This window comes from Bacterioplanes sanyensis, from assembly GCF_014652515.1.
In the GTDB taxonomy this organism is placed as follows: Bacteria; Pseudomonadota; Gammaproteobacteria; order Pseudomonadales; family Oceanobacteraceae; genus Bacterioplanes; species Bacterioplanes sanyensis.
The window spans coordinates 20,191-34,140 of record NZ_BMYY01000001.1 but is presented as its reverse complement, the minus strand read 5'-3'; the positions used below and the strand labels follow the sequence as shown (position 1 = coordinate 34,140).

Genomic DNA, 13,950 nt, shown 5'->3' with positions numbered 1-13,950 from the left:
TCAGGCCACCGGCCGCAACCAATGCTGCAACTCGGCTGCGGGCAAAGGGCGGCTGAAATAAAACCCTTGATACGTTTCACAGTGATTGGCTCGCAAGAACTGCAGCTGCTCAATGCACTCCACACCCTCTGCCAGCACCTTTAAGCCCAAGCCTTTGGCGAGTTGAATAATGGTGGTCGTGATCACCTGGCCGTCGTCTTCATCCAGACCGATAACAAAGCTGCGATCAATTTTTAACTTATCCACCTTATAGCGGTGCAAATACGCCAGCGAAGAGTAGCCGGTACCAAAATCGTCCACCGCCAGCGACACCCCCAGCGCTTTCAAGCCGGCAATGGTATCCAACACCGCCGGCGTCGGCTCCAACAAAGCGCCTTCGGTAATCTCCAGCTCTAGCCAGCCCGCATCTAGGTGATAACGCTGTAACAACAGCTGCAGTGTTTCGACCAGCCCGCCAGCCACAAAAGTGGGCTGCGTAATGTTGACCGCAACGGTCAACGGCTTGACGCCCTGCTGCTGCCACACCGCGACTTGCTGACATGCCAGCGTCAGTGCACAGGTATCTAGCTCGGGCATCAAGCCATTGTCTTCTGCCACCGGCAAAAAGCGCCCTGGCGGAATGGTGCCATCTTGCGGATGCTGCCATCGCATCAGTGCTTCCAGCCCGATCACCTGACCGGATTGCATACAAACTTGCGGCTGATAATACAGCTGCAACTGACCGCCCAGCTGCAAAGCATGCCGCAGCTGACTGCCCAGCTCTAAGCGATCGCTGGCAGCACGGGTCATTTCATCCGAATAAAACTGGTAATGATTGCGACCGCGTTGCTTGGCCTGATACATGGCCACATCGGCATTGCTTAGGAGTTGCGTGACACTGTCCCCATGATCGGGCGATAGGGTAATGCCCATGCTGACACCAATCATCAAGGCTTGCCCCACGCCCAAGTCGAAGGGCTGGTACAGTAGCTGCTTGATGTCATCGGCGACGCTAGCTACCTGCTCGCGGCCCGCCACTTGCTCGAGCAAAAACACGAAGTCGTCGCCGCCTTGGCGCGCCAAGGTAGCGCCGTCGCGTAGCAACGGCTGCAAACGCTGGGCAAACTGCTTAAGCAGTCGGTCACCCGCTGGGTGGCCAAGGCTGTCATTGATGTGCTTGAAGTGATCTAGGTCGATGGCGATCAGCGCTACCTTATCGCCTTCATGGGCGCGACTCAGGGCTTGCTGTAAGCGCTGAATCAGCAGGCTGCGATTGGGCAAACCGGTGAGTGAATCGTAGTAGGACAACTGTTCCAACTGCTGCTCAGAGCGGCGCAACACCGACATATCGTTAAACACACCCACGTAGTTACCAATGCGACCTTGGCTGTCTTGCACGGCGGTAATGGTCAGCCACTGAGGATACACCTCACCATTGCGGCGCCGGTTCCATACTTCGCCGTGCCAGCGGCCATGCTCGCTTAACTGCTGGAACATTTGACGATAAAACGCCTGATCATGACGGCCCGACTTCAACACCGCTACCGGATGTTGCAGCACGTCTTCTTCGCGATAACCTGTGATACGGCTGAACGCTGGATTGACCGCTTCCACCAAGCCGTTGGCGTCGGTAATCACAACGCCCTCATTGGTCGACTCCAGCACCTTCGCCGCTTGCAGCAGGTGACGCTCGCGCGACTCTTGCTCAGTGATATCCTGAATCGAGCCAAACCGGGCAATCACCTGTCCATCGCCGTCACATAACACCTGCGCTATACCATGGAGTGTTCGCTGTTCACCGCGCTGGTTAATAATGCGATAGGTCATATCCGTGATACGAGCGTGACGAATACTCGCCGCTAAGGTTCGCTTAACACGCTGGCTGTCTTCTGGATGCAGGCAGCGAAAAAAATCCTCCATCACGGCGGTGCGGGTGTCTTCAGCAAAGGCAAAGATGCGTGCCAGTTGTGGCGAGATGGAGATGCGCCCAGTGCTCATGTCCTGATACCAACTACCAATGGCCGCCAGCTGCTCAGTGCGCTGCAATAGCTGCTCACTCTGGCGTAGCCGCTCCATTACCGTGAGTCGGTCGAGCATCAAATAGCACAGCTGCGCCAGGGTCGACAGCAGTTGTCGTTGCGAATGGGTGAGTACAGGGCGTTGGGCATCAAAAGCAAACATTAGACAACCGCCGTCGGCTGAGCGCCCGACCACAGGCACCATAACAACGGCCTGCGCGGCAAAGCAGTCCAGCACCCAATGCTGTCCCTGACCGACCTCCGGAGCTGGCAATACTCGCACACTCGACTGGCGGACAAGCTGGCACCATAGCGCGTGCTGCTCATACAAACGTTGCATGCGCTGATAAAGTGCTTCTGGCTCAGCCGCAGATACCACACAACGCGGCGGCGTATCCTCGCCTTCCGCTGCCGGACACAGAAACAGTACCGCTTGCTCAGCGCCCAAGCGGTGACGAAAGTGTTTAAGCACCAGAGCGATATCCGCTTCCACGGTTTCCGTACGTGAGGTTAGAAAGATGCGAGTGGCATGTTCCAGCAGCCCCTCAAGTCTGTGCTCAGTAGTGGCTGCCGGTGCTGCTGGGTTTTCGGCCTGGGTATCAGCCATAGCCACCTATATCAACCATGAATACTGGAAAGCACATAAGCATGTAACATCACCCGATCGGCATCATTGATCTGGCTAAACTGAACACCAATACTGCACTGTCCATCTTCTTCTTGATATGAGCGCACTAGGCCATTGATGCTGATGATACGCTCCACTCCGCTCACCTCCAGCTGCGCAGTGAGGCGTACCTGATCACCGCTGGCCACGGGTAGCTGCTTGGCGCAAATACGGGCTCCGCCCATGCTAAGATCAGTGACCATGGCAGAGCACTGGCGCTCCAACTCTGGGCCATGATGAATGGAAACAATGAGCTTAACTCGGGCACGCACGCTTTTACGTACTTCACCAGTAATGACTTCATCCGGCATGGCTAAGTGAATATGCGCATAAGGCGCACGGGAGACATGCACAATTTCGCTGCGAAATGCACAAGCACTGTTAACCTGTTGAGCAAATAACCGCACCGCCAATTTCATGCCCAACTTCAACGCCATGGGAGAGCCGTTAATGGTCGGCGTGGTCACTATGATGCTGTGATGTGGCCGATAACCCAACAACACGCTGCGGTCGCGTTCATTAGAATATCCCTCAAACTCCAACTGCATTGGCTGGCCGGGCAATAACTTTAACTCTTCGAATAGGGCCACAGTGCGTTCCGTCTCACTTAAGCTAGTTAGCTACATTGCTCAGACCATGTGCCAATTAGACACAAAGGCCTTTAAACAAGCCATATACGCCACAGATGTCTTGGTGGCAAAATATACCACTATCGAGCACCAGCGGATACTGGCCAACCCAAACACAGCGATGCCTGCTTGTCAGCTGTGGTTATGGCCGTGCATCATGACCGTTCGGAGCATTGCAAAGATCAAACTATGTGGCAGCAAGACGATCTATTACACCTCATCACCACCCCCATGCCATTTGGCAAATATCAGGGACGACTGCTGATCGACCTGCCTGAAGCCTATTTATTATGGTTTCGTCAGCAAGGCTGGCCGACTGGGCAATTGGGCGAGTGGCTGGCGTTGACGCTGGAAATCAAAATCAATGGCCTAGAAGACCTGCTGACACCTTTGCGTGAGGGTCGCAATCAAAACCTAGTCATGATGACAGCAACAGAGAGGCAGCAATGACGGTTCGCATTGGCATCTTAGAAACCGACCAGCTGTATGCCGATTTGGTGGAGGACTATCAATCCTACGGCTGGATGTTCCGGCGTTTTTTCGATGCCTTGGGCGGCCAGTTCAATTACCGCCATTACCATCTGCTCAACGGCGAATGGCCTGAGCGCCTAGACGAATGTGATGCTTGGTTAATTACTGGCTCAAAGAGCGGTGTGTATGACAGCGAGCCTTGGATTGCAAAATTGGAGCAATGGATTCGCCATGCTTATGAGCAGCGCCAGCGCTTGCTCGGCGTCTGCTTTGGCCATCAGCTACTCGCTCATAGCTTGGGCGGTCATGCCGGGCGCAGTCATCGCGGCTGGGGCATTGGCGTCCACACCACTCGCATTGAGCACCGTCCATTGTGGCTCAGTGACGAACAACAGCACATTCGCTTGCTGTACAGCCATCAAGACCAAGTCGAGCGCCTACCGCGCGAGGCCAGAAGACTGGCCAGCAGCGATTTTTGCCCCAACGCCGCGTTTTTTATTGGCGATCAAGTGCTGGGCTTGCAAGGCCACCCAGAATTTACGCGCGACTACTTAACCCGTTTGCTGCCTCGCAGAGTCGATAGCATTGGAGCAGAAAAACTAGAACGCAGTTTTAATGGCTTAGGTCAACCGACCGATGAAGAGCGAGTTGGCCGCTGGATGATTCGCTTTCTAACCCAACCCACCAGCTCATAAATGATGCGGTTGCAAATCCAATGACACCAGTCGCCGCCCATGCAGTACCAGCTCGCCTTCGTAGCGCTCTGCACCGCCGGAGGCAAACTCAAAGCGGTAACGGCGCTCTAAGTTCCAGCGCCCAGGATCCAACCAGCGCCCCGCCAACAACCGGATGCCACACATAACTAGGGTATCGTCCAGCAGCTGTAAGCCCAGCTGCCGGCAATGACGACGGACAATAAAGAGTGCCAACATTTTGGCCTGCTGCTGACGCTGCCACCCCCAATAGCCAACGCCCAGTAGTAACACAGTGAACAGCAACGACCAGCTCATAAGCTGGCCTTGCTGGCTGCGTTTTGACTACTGGCGATGATGTTCAACAAAGTCATCGACCACCGCCTGTTCTTCGTGCAAATCATCCGCTTCCGCCTCGTGCGGCAAAATCAAATTGAGCAGAATGGCAACCAAGCCACACAAGGCGATGCCTTGCAATGTCCAATCTTTCGAGCCTATCGCCATCCCCCCAATACCAAAAACCAAGGTAGTCGCCACAATAACTAGGTTACGCTGGGCGGCCATGTCTACCCGCGCCTTTACCAGAATGTTCAAGCCCACACTGGCAATGGAGCCAAACAGCAGCACCAAAATACCGCCCATGACAGGGGTAGGAATGGTCTGCAAGAAGGCGCCAAACTTAGCGATAAAGGCCAAGGCAATGGCAAATATGGCCGCCCAAGTCATCACCACTGGGTTAAAGGCACGCGTCAACATGACAGCGCCTGTCACCTCGGAATAGGTGGTATTTGGTGGTCCACCAAACAAGGCCGCCGCCGACGTTGCCACACCATCGCCCATTAAGGTGCGATGCAAGCCAGGCTTCTCGACGTAGTTTTTACCCGTCACACTGCCGATCGCCAAGACATCACCAACGTGCTCAATCGCGGGCACGATGGCAATGGGCAACATAAACAAAATGGCGTTCAAGTTAAAAGTTGGCATGACAAAATCAGGCACAGCCAACCAGCTCTGCTGCGCCACCGGCGTCATATCGACCATGCCAAACCACCAGGCCAGAAGGTAACCCACGCCAACGCCGGCCAAAATCGGTACTAGGCGGAACAGCCCCTTGCCCAATGTCGACACCAGCAAAGTCACCAACAAAGCGGCCATGGACACAATGATGGCGTCGGTATACGGAAACAGCTCCGCACTGCCGTCACCGGTTTTTCCCATCGCCATGTTCACTGCAATCGGGGCCAGTCCCAAACCAATCACCATAATGATCGGGCCAGTGACCACAGGTGGCATCAAGCGATGGAGAAAGCCCGGCCCACGCCAAGCCACTAACAACGCCAACACCATATAAACCAGACCAGCACAAAAGAGCGCGCCCATGGTGGCTGCCATCCCCCAAGTTTCGACGCTGTACGAAATCGGGGCGATGAACACGAACGACGATGCCAAGAACACTGGCACTGAGCGCTTGGTGATCAGTTGGAACAACAAGGTACCCAAACCGGCGGTAAACAGAGCCACGGACGGGTTCAAACCGGTAATCAACGGCATCAGTACCAAAGCACCGAAAGCCACGAACAACATTTGCAGACCCGCCAGCGCCGTGCGCCAGCTGGCTGCGGAAGAAGAAGACGTCATACTCAGCCCCGCTTATTTGGTGCCAAAGATTTTGTCGCCGGCGTCGCCTAATCCGGGAATGATGTAGCCGTGTTCATTGAGGTGGCTGTCGACTGAGGCCGTGTAAATATCGACATCCGGATGCGCCTGCTGGACTTTTTTAATGCCCTCGGGCGCCGCCACCAACACCAACGCACGAATGCTGGTGCAACCGGCTTTTTTCAGCAAATCAATGGTAGCGATCATAGAGCCGCCCGTGGCCAGCATGGGGTCAACCACCAGCGCCATGCGCTGATCAATGTCACCCGCGAGCTTGTCAAAGTAGCTGACCGGCTCTAGGGTTTCTTCATCGCGATAGAGGCCAACCACGCTGATTTTGGCGCTCGGCACCAGCTCCAAAACGCCGTCCAGCATGCCCAGACCGGCCCGTAAAATGGGCACCACGGTAATTTTTTTACCCAAGAGGCGTTCCGCCTGAATATCACCGCACCAGCCGTCGACTGTGTAGTCTTCCAGCTCCAGATCTTTGGTCGCTTCGTAAGTCAGGAGATTACCGACTTCACCCGCCAGCTGGCGAAACGTACGGGTGCTGATATTTTTGGCGCGCATCAGCCCCAATTTGTGTCGGACTAGTGGATGACGAATTTCATGAACGCTCATTGGCTTCCCCCTGCTGTTCTTATCGACAAAATTTGGCGCGCGATTCTCGCACATACGTGCCTAGGGACGAAGCTATCCGAGTAACCATACGGTCAAATTTTCCGGCATAATGAGCCAGATCACGCTACCACAACTGTCATTCCTGTCACGGAGCCTGCTATGCGCCGCGCTTGTGCCCGCCATATTCTGGTAAAAACCAAAGCTGAAGCCATCGAACTGAAACAACAATTAGCCAAAGGTGCCGATTTTGGTCAGCTGGCCAAACGTCATTCTTTATGTCCGTCAAAAGCCAATGGCGGCAGCTTAGGCGAGTTCAACCGCGGTGACATGGCCAAGGCCTTTGACGATGCCGTGTTTAAAGGCCCATTGCTACAGATACAAGGTCCCGTGCGCACCCGCTTTGGCTATCATCTGATCGAGACCATTTATCGAAGCTAAGCGCCGCTCGTGATACACTCGCGCGCTTTATTTTGATTTACCCTCTTATTTACCTACAGGCGCACAAGCATGGCCGAACTCGGACGCTTTAATTCCCTGACCGTGGTCGAGCTGGCGGCTCAGGGCGCCTACCTCGACGACGACGATCAGCAACCGATCTTATTGCCCAACAATCAATGCCCAGATGGCATCCAAGTGGGCGATGAGCTGTCGGTGTTTGTTTATCTGGATTCCGACGATCGCTGGATCGCCACCCGCCAGCGCCCTCGCGCGCAAGTCGGACAAGTGGCCAACCTGACGGTTAAAGACGTCAACAATACCGGTGCCTTTCTCGACTGGGGGCTCGCCAAAGATTTGCTGGTGCCGTTTGCTGAGCAAAAACAGCGTTTGCAGCCCGAGCAAAGCGTGCTGGTTTACGTCACCAGTGACAATACCGGCCGGTTAATTGGCAGCACTCGCTTAAATCGCTTTATCAAAGACGAAGCCAAAGCCGCTTGGCCTGATGCTCCGGACCCGTATCGCAATGGCGACAAGGTCAAATTGATCATTGCCTCACGCACCGACCTGGGTTTTAAGGCGGTGGTCGATGATGAGTTCTGGGGGGTGTTGCACCATGGCGATATTCGCAGCGCCATTCGTACCGGCCAGCGCCTAACGGGTTACATCAAGCGCGTGCGTGACGACGGCCGCCTCGATTTAACCCTAGAGCCGGTCGGCAAAGACAAAGTGAACGTGCTGGCAGAGCGCATATTACAGCGCTTAGCCGATAATCAAGGTTGGCTGTGGCTGCACGATCAAAGCACACCGGAAGAAGTCGAGCAGCAGTTGGGCATGTCCAAACGGGCATTCAAAGCCACCATTGGCCGCCTCTACAAACTGGGCAAAATCCGCTTTGAAGACAAGGCCATTGCCCTAGCAGATGCTGCGCCAGTCGCGGGGCGTGCACCGCAACCGCCGCGCGCGCCCAGCGCCAAAGCGAAAGCCGCTGCCGCCGAACTGGCACAGCAAAGCGCCAGCAAACCCAGTGGCAAAAAAGTGTTCAGCAATCGCCCCAAAAGCGCCAACACGCTTTCTATTTCATCTAAAAAACGCAGTTAAATCAGGATCTTATTGTGATTACCACCGCCAACATCACCATGCAATTTGGTGCCAAGCCGCTGTTTGAAAACATTTCCGTCAAATTCGGAGACGGCAACCGCTACGGCCTGATTGGTGCCAACGGCTGCGGCAAATCGACCTTTATGAAAATTCTCGATGGCTCCCTAGAGCCATCCGCAGGCTCCGTCAGCGTTAGCCCCGGCGAGCGCTTGGGCAAACTGAACCAAGATCAGTTCGCCTTTGAAGAGTACATGGTGCTGGATACCGTGATGATGGGTAACCGCGAGCTGTGGGCCATTCGCCAGGAGCGCGACGCCATCTACGCCAATCCAGAAGCCAGCGAAGAAGACTACATGCGCGCCGCCGAGCTGGAAGGCGAATTTGCCGAGTTAGATGGCTACACCGCCGATGCCCGTGCCGGAGAGCTGCTACTCGGTGCCGGTATTCCGCAGGAATATCACAATGGCCCCATGGCGGAAGTGGCTCCTGGTTTAAAAGTGCGGGTGTTATTGGCCCAAGCACTGTTCTCTAACCCGGACATCCTGCTGCTCGACGAACCGACCAACAACTTGGATATTCATACCATTCGCTGGTTGGAAGGTGTGCTCAACGACATGAAGTGCACCATGATCATCATTTCCCACGACCGTCACTTCCTGAACTCAGTCTGTACCCACATGGCGGACATCGACTACGGCGATATCAAGATTTATCCGGGTACCTATGATGACTTTATGATCGCCTCCACGGCGGCACGTGAGCGCTTGCAAGCGGATAACGCCCGCAAGAAAGCGCAAATCGCTGAGCTTAAGCAGTTCGTTAGCCGCTTCTCGGCCAATGCCTCCAAAGCCAAGCAGGCAACGTCGCGCGCCAAGCAAATCGATAAAATCGAGCTGAATGACATCAAGCCTTCGAGCCGTCAAAGCCCGTTTATTCGCTTTACCCAAGAAAAGAAACTGCACCGACTGGCGTTGGAAATCACCGAGCTGTCACATGGCTACGACGGTGAAACCCTGTTCGCTAATACCGATTTGATGGTAGAAGCCGGCGAAAAGATCGCCGTCATCGGTGCCAACGGCGCCGGTAAAACCACCTTTTTGAAGTGCTTAGCCGGCGTACTGGAGCCCAACCATGGCACCGTCAAGTGGGCAGAAAATGCCGACGTCGGTTATTACGCCCAGGACCATGAATACGAGTTCGAGGGCGGCCAAAACCTCTATGACTGGATGGAGCAATGGAAAACCCCAGAGCATGACGACCAAGCCGTGCGTGGCAGCTTAGGGCGTTTGTTGTTTAACCAGGAGCAAATCAAAAAGTCCGTTAAAGTCTGCTCGGGTGGTGAAAAAGGCCGTTTATTGTTCGGCAAGCTGATGATGGGTAACCACAACGTCTTGTTAATGGACGAACCCACCAACCACATGGACATGGAATCCATCGAGTCACTCAACTTGGCGCTGGAAATGTACGAAGGCACCTTGGTGTTCGTCTCCCACGATCGCGAGTTTGTGTCATCTCTGGCAACGCGCATTATCGAGATCAAAGATAATAAGATCGTCGACTTCCACGGCAGCTACGACGAGTACCTGAAGTCGCAAGGCTTGGAATAAGCCGTTCGATCGCTCTTCAGGTTAACCAGCCGGGCACTGCCCGGCTTTTTTGTGGGCCCTTGATTTTCACTCACCCAAGCGACAATATACGATCCATATATAAAACATAACGGATCACATAATGGGAATCGTAAAAATCCATGATGAGCTGCACGATGACCTGCGCAATGCCAGCCAGGCCATGTCACGCTCCATCAACGCCCAGGCCGAATACTGGCTGCGCCTTGGCATGCTGGCCGAGCTCAACCCACAGCTCACCTACCCAGAGCTCACCCGTTTGCTGCTCAAACACCCACAGGCCTCATTACAGGAGCTGTTAAAGCATGTCAGTTGAACTCAAGACGCCACAGCAGCTGCAGCACATGCGCCATGCCGGCGAGCTATTGGCACAGGTGTTTGCCATGCTCGATCAACACATGCAGGCCGGCATCAGCACTATGGAAGTCAACAATCTGGTGGAGCGCTTTATTGTTGATGAGCTGAAAGCTCGGCCTGCCAGCAAAGGACAATATGACTACCCCTATGTGTTGAACGCCTCACGCAATGAAGTGGTCTGCCACGGCATGCCGAGCGACAAAGACATTTTGCGCGACGGCGACATCGTCAATATCGACATTACTTTGGAGAAACACGGCTACATCGCTGATTCCAGCAAGATGTATTGCATCGGCGCCATTTCAGATGCTGCACAGCGCTTGGTCGATACCACTTATGACGCATTGTGGGCGGGCATTGAAGCGGTCAAGCCCGGCGCACGCTTGGGCGATGTCGGACATGCCATTCAACGCTTGGCGGAACGCGCGGGCTACAGCGTGGTACGTGACTATTGTGGCCATGGCATCGGCCAACAAATGCACCAAGCGCCCGAGGTGTTGCATTACGGCAAGCCCAATACCGGCTTAGTGCTGCAGCCCGGAATGACCTTCACCATCGAGCCTATGATCAATCAGGGTAAGGCCAGGTTGAAGCATATGAGCGATGGCTGGACCGTCATCACCCGTGATAAACAACTGTCTGCCCAGTGGGAGCATACGCTGGCGGTGACCGATACTGGGGTTGAAGTACTCACCCAAAGGGCAGACGAGTTGCGCCAAGCCAGAGGCTAACAACATAAAACTCAACAGCCCAGACCTCAGTACTGGCAAGGCCTACGGCCGACTTTTGTGATCGCAATCACGAGGTACATTGTTACGCTTTGTGTCAGATCAAGTCCAACTCAACCAGTTCACATCCTGCAGCTAGCGCGTCTTTTTTCCAACCAAAGGCGTGCTATAGTCGAAGCACTTAAAGACTCAAGGATTCACAATGCATCGTGTCACTCGTGAGGAGTATCCGCTTGATTCTCTGCAACGCATGGTCAACGGCGTTACTTTCTTCAAAGACCTGATTCAAAACGACAGCTCACAGTTTGAACTCTTAATGAGTGTGTCGCAGTTTGTTACCGCCGAGCCAGAAGAGGTCATTCTGCACCGTGGTGACGACGCCAACACGCTGTTTTTTTACTGCGCGGTCGCTTAGCCGTTTTGGCTGACGACGACAGCAAAGAAGTGCTGAACGAAATCAACCCAGGTGAAATGTTTGGCGTCATGGCCATGTTGCTGAATCACCGCCGCTCGGCCTCCATCCGTGTCGAAGGACGCAACGCCTTGCTAGCTGGCATCGACTATCAGCACTTTAATGACATCGACGACTTCAGTACCTTCACGCTGGCGACCAAGATCAGCTTTTTCCGCATGCTCTCTAATAACCTGCGCTGGACGCTAGAGCGCAACAAAATGGAACTGCCAGATCACCCGCTAGTAGGACGACTGCGCAAATTGCCGCTCTATACCGGCCCCAAAAACACCCTAGAAGAGCTGCAAGCATTGAAAAACTTGGCGCAAGAACTGGCCAAGCTACTGAATGACTGGAACGCCAGCATGAACAGTGCCAGTGGCGATTGGATGAGCTTCTAGCCCAACGGCGTGGATTATTCGCCACGCCACCTTGAATACGACGATTTGTTCCTTCATTGACTGCGGTCAGACCATTACAATACGCGCGTTCTCTTGCCGTAATGAGTGCCCCATGCCCGATTTTCTACCCTATGTGCTGGTCTCCCTGGCGCTGGTCGGCCTGCTGGCCGTTGTTCTCGAAGAAGTTATTCATATCAATAAAGCCCAAGTGGTACTGTTCCTAGGAGCGCTGTCTTGGGTGCTGCTGTTTATCTTCACACCGGACGCCGCTCACCATGAGCGAGTGCAGGCAGGTCTGGAGGAAAACATCGCTGAAATCGCGAGTTTGTGGTTATTTTTGCTGGCTGCGATGACGTTTGTTGCCTATCTCAACAAAAAAGGGCTGATTGAAAGCGTTATTTACAAGCTGCTGCCTAGGCAGATTTCAGAGCGAAAACTGCTGCTACTGGCGGCCTTGTTTGCCTTTGCTTTTTCTTCACTGGCCGACAACATCACGGCCACCTTAATCTCCGTCGCCTTAATTTTGTCCTTACGACTGCCCGCTAAGAAGACTCTGCGCTTTGCCACCGTGATGGTGTTCTCCGTGAACTCGGGCGGTGTTGCCATGATTACTGGTGACGTCACCACCTTGATGATTTTCTTAGCCGGTAAAGTCAGCATTACCAACCTGTTGCTGCTCTCGGCGCCGGCCCTGCTGGCAGTATTAGTGCTGGCAGCGCTGCTGGCTCGACCGCTGAATGCTGTGGCCACCATTGACCGCCAACCTACCGCCGTGCAGCGTGTTGATGTGGTCATCGCCGTGGTCTTCCTACTGACGATTCTGAGCACCATCTTATGCAATGTGGTGTTTGATATTCCGCCGGTACTGAGCTTTCTCACTGGATTGTCAGTCATGTTTTTAGTGGCGCGCGCCTTTGGTGAAGACACGGAAAACCACCCCATTCTGAACTACATCCGCCAGATCGAGTTCGACACCCTGTTGTTTTTCCTCGGCATTCTATTGCTGGTCGGCTCCCTCAAAGAAATAGAAGCGCTGGATACCTTCGTGCGCTTGTACGAGTTTCTGCCCGCTTGGGCGGCCAATTATCTGATGGGGTTATTATCGGCGATGATCGATAACGTGCCGTTGACGGCAGCGCTGTTAAAAGCCGACGTTAGCATGAGTCTGCAAGAGTGGATGAGCCTGACGTACGCTGTCGGCGTTGGTGGTTCGCTGCTGATCATAGGTTCAGCCGCCGGTATCGTTGCCATGAGCAAAATTCCGGCGCTGACCTTTGGCGCCTACTTACGCTACTTCGCTGCCCTACTGATCGCTTACAGCGTCGGCTATGGTGCCGTGTTGGTGCTCGGACAGTTTGTCACCCACTGAGCGGTAGCGCTCATAAATAGACTGCAGCGGCTTTAAATAGGGCCGCTGCTGGTTGATCCAATCTTGCAGTTCACTGGGCATGGCCTGCGGCCAGGGAATATCAAACTGCGCTGGCTGGAATAACGGGGCCAGTAGCGCCGCCGCCGTTAAGTCAGCACGACTGAACTGCGAGCCGACCAAAAAGGCGTTTTCTTCATACCCTTGGCCAAGCTCTTTCAGCGTTTGCTCCAGCCGTTGGCGAGCAGCCAAAGCGGTGCGTTCATTGATGCGCATCCAACGTCGCATGGTGCTTTCGACCTTGCCAAACCCCAGGCGCAATAACACGCCAGTGTACCAAGGCTGACGATACGTCAGCATGGGAATCATCAACGATGGCTGTTGCAGCAGATAGTGGTAGCACAGTAGACGCACATCGGGCCCGGTTTCATCATCCAGACGCTGTTCCCATTGCCGGATCTGTTGCTGCTTGCGCGAACTGTCTGGAATCAAGCTGCGCTGCGGATAGCGCTGGTCGAGATAATCCAAAATAGCGGCAGAGCCCTGCACCTTTCGACCCTCATCCAGCAATAACGGAACGTGACTGCCAGATGCTAGGGATTGAACCCTGCGAGCATGCCGCCCTGGCAGTAAGTCCACGGTTTGATAACCGAGACCTTTATAATCTAACGCCCAGCGCACTTTTTCGCAGAAGTGCGACACCGGGAATTGATACAGCTTCATATTCTGCTGCCCTAGCCTATGGAGCCAACA

Annotated in this window: 16 protein-coding genes; 10 read left to right on the top strand and 6 right to left on the bottom strand. The window is 54.3% G+C overall.

All coding sequences use genetic code 11. The annotated features are described in order from the left end of the window. Together IE090_RS00175 and IE090_RS00170 are read right to left on the bottom strand one after the other, a co-directional pair. Positions 1-2,604, bottom strand: a complete 2,604-nt coding sequence (locus tag IE090_RS00175; protein ID WP_189386330.1) for a putative bifunctional diguanylate cyclase/phosphodiesterase — start codon at positions 2,602-2,604, stop codon at positions 1-3. Positions 2,605-2,615: 11 nt separating this feature from the next. After that, positions 2,616-3,254: a flagellar brake protein gene (locus IE090_RS00170; protein ID WP_189386329.1), complete on the bottom strand. Its 639-nt coding sequence runs from the start codon at positions 3,252-3,254 to the stop codon at positions 2,616-2,618. A gap of 183 nt (positions 3,255-3,437) precedes the next feature. On the opposite strand from IE090_RS00170, the gene IE090_RS00165 reads away from it, so the two are divergent. Both IE090_RS00165 and IE090_RS00160 read left to right on the top strand, forming a co-directional pair. Further along, a complete protein-coding gene (locus IE090_RS00165; RefSeq protein WP_308428471.1) occupies positions 3,438-3,743 on the top strand; it encodes a DUF3820 family protein in 306 nt (101 codons plus the stop codon). Continuing rightward, the gene (locus tag IE090_RS00160; protein ID WP_189386327.1) at positions 3,740-4,459 is read left to right on the top strand and encodes a glutamine amidotransferase-related protein; all 720 of its coding nucleotides are present in this window, start codon (positions 3,740-3,742) and stop codon (positions 4,457-4,459) included. Before IE090_RS00165 ends, IE090_RS00160 begins: the two co-directional genes overlap by 4 nt. Here the strand turns inward: IE090_RS00160 and IE090_RS00155 are convergent. Genes IE090_RS00155 through upp form a run of 3 tightly spaced genes read right to left on the bottom strand, consistent with a single transcriptional unit; the run spans position 4,454 to position 6,733 of the window. After that, a complete protein-coding gene (locus IE090_RS00155; protein ID WP_189386326.1) occupies positions 4,454-4,774 on the bottom strand; it encodes a DUF3301 domain-containing protein in 321 nt (106 codons plus the stop codon). The two genes, IE090_RS00160 and IE090_RS00155, sit on opposite strands and share 6 nt — an antisense overlap. 27 nt (positions 4,775-4,801) lie before the next feature. Continuing rightward, complete coding sequence (locus tag IE090_RS00150; protein ID WP_189386325.1) at positions 4,802-6,094, bottom strand: uracil-xanthine permease family protein; 1,293 nt, start codon at positions 6,092-6,094, stop codon at positions 4,802-4,804. A 12-nt stretch (positions 6,095-6,106) separates the two neighbouring features. After that, positions 6,107-6,733 carry a uracil phosphoribosyltransferase gene (gene upp, locus IE090_RS00145; RefSeq protein WP_189386324.1) on the bottom strand — a complete coding sequence of 209 codons (627 nt, stop codon included), beginning with the start codon at positions 6,731-6,733 and terminating at the stop codon, positions 6,107-6,109. A 159-nt stretch (positions 6,734-6,892) separates the two neighbouring features. On the opposite strand from upp, the gene IE090_RS00140 reads away from it, so the two are divergent. The 8 genes from IE090_RS00140 to nhaD all read left to right on the top strand — a co-directional run bounded on the left by IE090_RS00140 (position 6,893) and on the right by nhaD (position 13,200). After that, entirely contained in the window at positions 6,893-7,171 is a 279-nt protein-coding gene (locus tag IE090_RS00140; protein WP_189386323.1) for a peptidylprolyl isomerase, read from the top strand. Positions 7,172-7,240: 69 nt separating this feature from the next. Continuing rightward, complete coding sequence (locus IE090_RS00135) at positions 7,241-8,269, top strand: CvfB family protein (protein WP_189386322.1); 1,029 nt, start codon at positions 7,241-7,243, stop codon at positions 8,267-8,269. A gap of 14 nt (positions 8,270-8,283) precedes the next feature. Continuing rightward, the gene (locus tag IE090_RS00130; protein ID WP_189386321.1) at positions 8,284-9,876 is read left to right on the top strand and encodes an ABC-F family ATPase; all 1,593 of its coding nucleotides are present in this window, start codon (positions 8,284-8,286) and stop codon (positions 9,874-9,876) included. Between the two features lie 121 nt (positions 9,877-9,997). After that, positions 9,998-10,210 carry a ParD-like family protein gene (locus IE090_RS00125; RefSeq protein WP_189386320.1) on the top strand — a complete coding sequence of 71 codons (213 nt, stop codon included), beginning with the start codon at positions 9,998-10,000 and terminating at the stop codon, positions 10,208-10,210. Then, positions 10,200-10,982: a type I methionyl aminopeptidase gene (gene map / locus IE090_RS00120; RefSeq protein ID WP_189386319.1), complete on the top strand. Its 783-nt coding sequence runs from the start codon at positions 10,200-10,202 to the stop codon at positions 10,980-10,982. Before IE090_RS00125 ends, map begins: the two co-directional genes overlap by 11 nt. A gap of 199 nt (positions 10,983-11,181) precedes the next feature. Continuing rightward, positions 11,182-11,394 carry a hypothetical protein gene (locus IE090_RS00115; RefSeq protein ID WP_189386318.1) on the top strand — a complete coding sequence of 71 codons (213 nt, stop codon included), beginning with the start codon at positions 11,182-11,184 and terminating at the stop codon, positions 11,392-11,394. Between the two features lie 5 nt (positions 11,395-11,399). After that, positions 11,400-11,831 carry a cyclic nucleotide-binding domain-containing protein gene (locus tag IE090_RS00110; protein WP_189386317.1) on the top strand — a complete coding sequence of 144 codons (432 nt, stop codon included), beginning with the start codon at positions 11,400-11,402 and terminating at the stop codon, positions 11,829-11,831. Positions 11,832-11,943: 112 nt separating this feature from the next. Next, positions 11,944-13,200 (top strand): sodium:proton antiporter NhaD, encoded by a 1,257-nt coding sequence (gene nhaD, locus IE090_RS00105; RefSeq protein WP_189386316.1) that lies wholly within the window; start codon positions 11,944-11,946, stop codon positions 13,198-13,200. Here the strand turns inward: nhaD and IE090_RS00100 are convergent. Continuing rightward, complete coding sequence (locus tag IE090_RS00100; protein ID WP_189386315.1) at positions 13,135-13,920, bottom strand: glutathione S-transferase family protein; 786 nt, start codon at positions 13,918-13,920, stop codon at positions 13,135-13,137. The two genes, nhaD and IE090_RS00100, sit on opposite strands and share 66 nt — an antisense overlap. Between the last annotated feature and the right edge of the window lie 30 nt (positions 13,921-13,950).